The sequence below is a fragment of the Streptomyces turgidiscabies Car8 genome (assembly GCF_000331005.1).
GTDB classification, from domain to species: domain Bacteria; phylum Actinomycetota; class Actinomycetes; order Streptomycetales; family Streptomycetaceae; genus Streptomyces; species Streptomyces turgidiscabies.
In genome coordinates this window covers 1-3,935 of sequence record NZ_AEJB01000612.1, presented here as the reverse complement: position 1 = coordinate 3,935, position 3,935 = coordinate 1, and the positions used below count along the sequence as shown (strand labels likewise).

Annotated in this window: 5 protein-coding genes; all 5 read right to left on the bottom strand. The window is 70.8% G+C overall.

Annotated elements, in window-relative coordinates; genetic code table 11:
• Positions 1 to 67: 67 nt before the first annotated feature.
• Positions 68 to 886 carry a tryptophan synthase subunit alpha gene (trpA, locus tag STRTUCAR8_RS42435; RefSeq protein WP_006382601.1) on the bottom strand — a complete coding sequence of 273 codons (819 nt, stop codon included), beginning with the start codon at positions 884 to 886 and terminating at the stop codon, positions 68 to 70.
• Positions 883 to 2,166: a tryptophan synthase subunit beta gene (trpB, locus tag STRTUCAR8_RS42430; RefSeq protein ID WP_006382603.1), complete on the bottom strand. Its 1,284-nt coding sequence runs from the start codon at positions 2,164 to 2,166 to the stop codon at positions 883 to 885. The genes trpA and trpB overlap by 4 nt, the downstream gene beginning before the upstream one ends.
• A 173-nt stretch (positions 2,167 to 2,339) precedes the next feature.
• On the bottom strand, positions 2,340 to 2,492 hold the full coding sequence (gene trpM / locus STRTUCAR8_RS55925) for a tryptophan biosynthesis modulator TrpM (protein ID WP_409096121.1): 153 nt from the start codon (positions 2,490 to 2,492) through the stop codon (positions 2,340 to 2,342).
• A 41-nt stretch (positions 2,493 to 2,533) separates the two neighbouring features.
• On the bottom strand, positions 2,534 to 3,343 hold the full coding sequence (gene trpC, locus STRTUCAR8_RS42425) for an indole-3-glycerol phosphate synthase TrpC (protein ID WP_006382602.1): 810 nt from the start codon (positions 3,341 to 3,343) through the stop codon (positions 2,534 to 2,536).
• Between the two features lie 165 nt (positions 3,344 to 3,508).
• Complete coding sequence (locus tag STRTUCAR8_RS42420) at positions 3,509 to 3,922, bottom strand: DUF2752 domain-containing protein (protein ID WP_006382604.1); 414 nt, start codon at positions 3,920 to 3,922, stop codon at positions 3,509 to 3,511.
• Between the last annotated feature and the right edge of the window lie 13 nt (positions 3,923 to 3,935).

Below are 3,935 nucleotides of genomic sequence, written 5' to 3'. Positions count from 1 at the left end.
CCCGGCCCCAGGTCCACCCGTTCGGGCGACCTGTGCGAAATGTCCCGCCTGTTTACGCGATGTCGCTCTACGCCTTGCCGCGTACGCCCTTCGCGAGGCTGGCGGCGAGTTCCCGCACGGCCTCGACACCGGCCGCGTGGTCCGGCGCGTCGAGCATCCGCTTCACGAAGGCCGACCCGACGATCACCCCGTCGGCGAAGCCGGCGACCTCGGCGGCCTGCGCCGCGTCGGAGACACCGAGCCCGACACAGACCGGCAGGTCGGTGCCGGTGCCCCGGGTGCGCCGGACCAGGTCCTGGGCCTGGGCGCCGACCGACACCCGGGTCCCCGTGACGCCCATGAGCGAGGCGGCGTACACGAACCCGCTGCCGGCCGCCGTGATCTCGGCGAGCCGCGCGTCCCTGCTGCTGGGCGCGACGACGAACACGGTGGCGAGGCCGTGCTTCTCGGCGTGCTCCCTCCACAGCGCCGACTCCTGCACGGGCAGGTCGGGCAGGATGCACCCGGCGCCGCCCGCCTCCGCGAGCTCTGCGGTGAAGCGCTCGACGCCGTAGCGGTCGATCGGGTTCCAGTACGTCATGACGAGCACCGGCTTCCCGGTGGCCTCGAACGCCTCCCGGACCGTGCGCATCACGTCCGCGATCCTGACGCCGCCGCGCAGGGCGATGTCGTCGGCGGTCTGGATGACAGGACCGTCGAGCACCGGGTCGCTGTGCGGCAGCCCGACCTCGACGATGTCGGCGCCGCCGTCGAACACGGCCTTGATGGCGTCGATCCCGCCGTCGACGGTCGGGAACCCGGCGGGGAGGTACGCGATGAGGGCGGAGCGCCCCTCGGCCCTGGCACCCGCGAGGGTGTCCGACAGCAGCTGGATGTTCCCGCTCACTTGGCGTCCCCCTCGATCTCGGCGGTGTCGGCCGCGTTCGCGGCGACCTCGGCGTCGGTGTCGTACAGGTCGAAGTACCGGGCGGCGGTGTCCATGTCCTTGTCGCCGCGCCCGGAGAGGTTGATGACGATCAGCCCGTCCTTGCCCAGCTCCTTGCCGACCTCCAGGGCGCCGGCCAGCGCGTGCGCGCTCTCGATGGCCGGGATGATGCCCTCGGTACGGGACAGCAGTCGCAGCGCCTGCATGGCGGCGTCGTCGGTGACCGCCCGGTACTCGGCGCGACCGCTGTCCTTGAGGTAGGAGTGCTCGGGCCCGATGCCCGGGTAGTCGAGCCCGGCGGAGATCGAGTAGGGCTCGGTGATCTGCCCCTCCTCGTCCTGCAGGACGTACGACCGCGAGCCGTGCAGGATGCCGGGCTCACCGGCGGTGAGGGTCGCGGCGTGCTCGCCGGTCTCGACACCGTGTCCGGCGGGCTCGCACCCGATGAGCCGGACGTCGGCGTCGGGGATGAAGGCGTGGAAGAGCCCGATGGCGTTGGAACCGCCGCCCACACAGGCGATGGCCGCGTCGGGAAGCCGCCCGGCCTGCTCCAGGAGCTGCCGCCTGGCCTCGACACCGATCACCCGGTGGAAGTCGCGCACCATGGCAGGGAAGGGGTGCGGTCCTGCCACGGTCCCGAACAGGTAGTGCGTGCGGTCCACGTTGGCGACCCAGTCGCGGAACGCCTCGTTGATGGCGTCCTTGAGGGTGCGCGACCCGGACTTCACGGCGATGACCTCGGCGCCGAGGATGCGCATCCGGGCGACGTTGAGTGCCTGGCGCTGGGTGTCGATCTCGCCCATGTAGATGGTGCACTCGAGCCCGAACAGCGCACAGGCGGTCGCGGTGGCGACCCCGTGCTGACCGGCCCCGGTCTCGGCGATGACCCGGGTCTTGCCCATCCTTCTGGTGAGGAGGGCCTGCCCGAGCACGTTGTTGATCTTGTGGGACCCGGTGTGGTTCAGGTCCTCCCGCTTGAGGAAGACCCGGGCGCCACCGGCGTGCTCGGCGAACCGGGGCACCTCGGTGAGGGAACTGGGCCGGCCGGTGTAGTGGACGAGCAGATCGTCGAGCTCACGGGCGAACTCCGGGTCGGACTTCGCCTTGTCGTACTCGACGGCGACCTCGTCCACGGCGGCGACAAGCGCCTCCGGAATGAACTTGCCACCAAAGGCACCGAAGTACCCGTCGACGTTGGGCACTTGACCCACCGGATCAGGAATGAAGAACTCACTGGACATACGGCTCTACCTCGCAGGGGCGCGGCGCCCCGGGGTCGTCTGGACAGGGGGAGGCGTGAGAGGGCTGAGCAGAACGGTGCCTCAGGAAAACTCCGGCACCGAGGACGCGCCCCATGGGGGGCGCGGGGAACTGCGCGACCAGCCACGACGAACCCGCAGCCGACCACGCACCCTTACTGCAAAGCCCCGCCGGGCCATCGCATCCCGTTGACCTGTCCAGGTTCGTCCCCGATGACATACCGAACCCGCCGCCCGTGCACCCTCCGCGCAGGAGCGCGACAGCCACGGGGCCGGCAGCCACGCGCGAGGCGGGCGTACCGGTCCATGGGGGTGAGGGTGAGTGTCATCGGGCCAACTCTAGCCGGGATCAGCCGCGCCCGTGCCGCAACGCGGGATGCTCCCCCGCCGCCACCAGGTCGGACACCGCCGACTTGGGGTCGCGCCCGGTGACGAGCGACTCGCCGACCAGCACCGCGTCGGCGCCCGCGTTGGCGTACGCGATCAGATCGTGCGGGCCGCGGACACCGGACTCGGCGATCTTGACGATGCTGTCGGGGATCTCGGGGGCGACCCGCTCGAACGTGGTGCGGTCGACCTCCAGGGTCTTCAGGTTGCGCGCGTTGACACCGATGATCCGGGCCCCCGCGTCCACCGCCCGCTCGACCTCGTCCTCGTCGTGCACCTCGACGAGCGGGGTGAGCCCGATGGACTCGGCGCGCTCGATGAGGGACTCCAGGGCGGACTGATCGAGGGCGGAGACGATCAGCAGGGCCAGATCGGCCCCGTACGCCCGCGCCTCCCACAGCTGGTAGGACGTGACGATGAAGTCCTTGCGCAGCACCGGGATGTCCACCTGGGCGCGCACCGCCTCCAGGTCCGCCAGCGAACCGCCGAAGCGGCGCTGTTCGGTGAGGACGGAGATGACGGCAGCGCCACCCGCCTCGTAGTCCGACGCGAGGCCGGCCGGGTCGGCGATGGCCGCCAGCGCGCCCTTGGAGGGGCTGGACCGCTTGACCTCGCAGATGACCTTGACGCCCTCGCCGCGCAGTGCGGCGACCCCGTCCTTGGCCGCGGGAGCCTTCGCCGCGCGCTCCTTGAGCTCGTCGAGGCTGACGCGCGCCTGCCGCTCCGCGAGGTCGGCACGGACTCCGTCGATGATCTCGTCGAGCACACTCACGCGAGCGGCCCCCTTTCAGACGGTAGGCGATTGGCTGTTCAAGCCATTCACACCATTGAAGCTGCACAAACTGTCAAAGCCGGTCACTCCGATGGTATCCGGAGGAGGGCGTGGCCCTCACATCCGGTTGACACCGGTCCCACTACCTGGACATCCATCGTTTGATCAAGGGTGGAGCCAGCTGCCGAACGGCAGGTTCCGGACAACCGTGAAGACCAGCAGCAATGCTCCAAGACTCCACAGCTGGGCCGGCCCGAGATCGATCCGCATCGGCCGTCCGCGCGCCGCCCGGACCACCCAGACGGTCCACAGGACGGCGAAGGCCAGGTACCCCGCCACGGCCAGCGCGTTGGCCCCGAGAGCCGTCACCCAGTCTCCGTGGACGAAGGCGTAGGCGCTGCGCAGACCGCCACAGCCCGGGCAGTACACACCGGTCAGTCGCAGGAGCGGGCAGACCGGGTAGTGGCCGGGTTCGTTGGGGTCGACCGTCCCGACGTACGCGAAGGCCCCGACGACGGCCGCGAGCACCCCGGCGGGCACGGCCACCCGGCCCAGGACGGCGCCTGCGCCCGATGACACGCCCTGTTGAGCC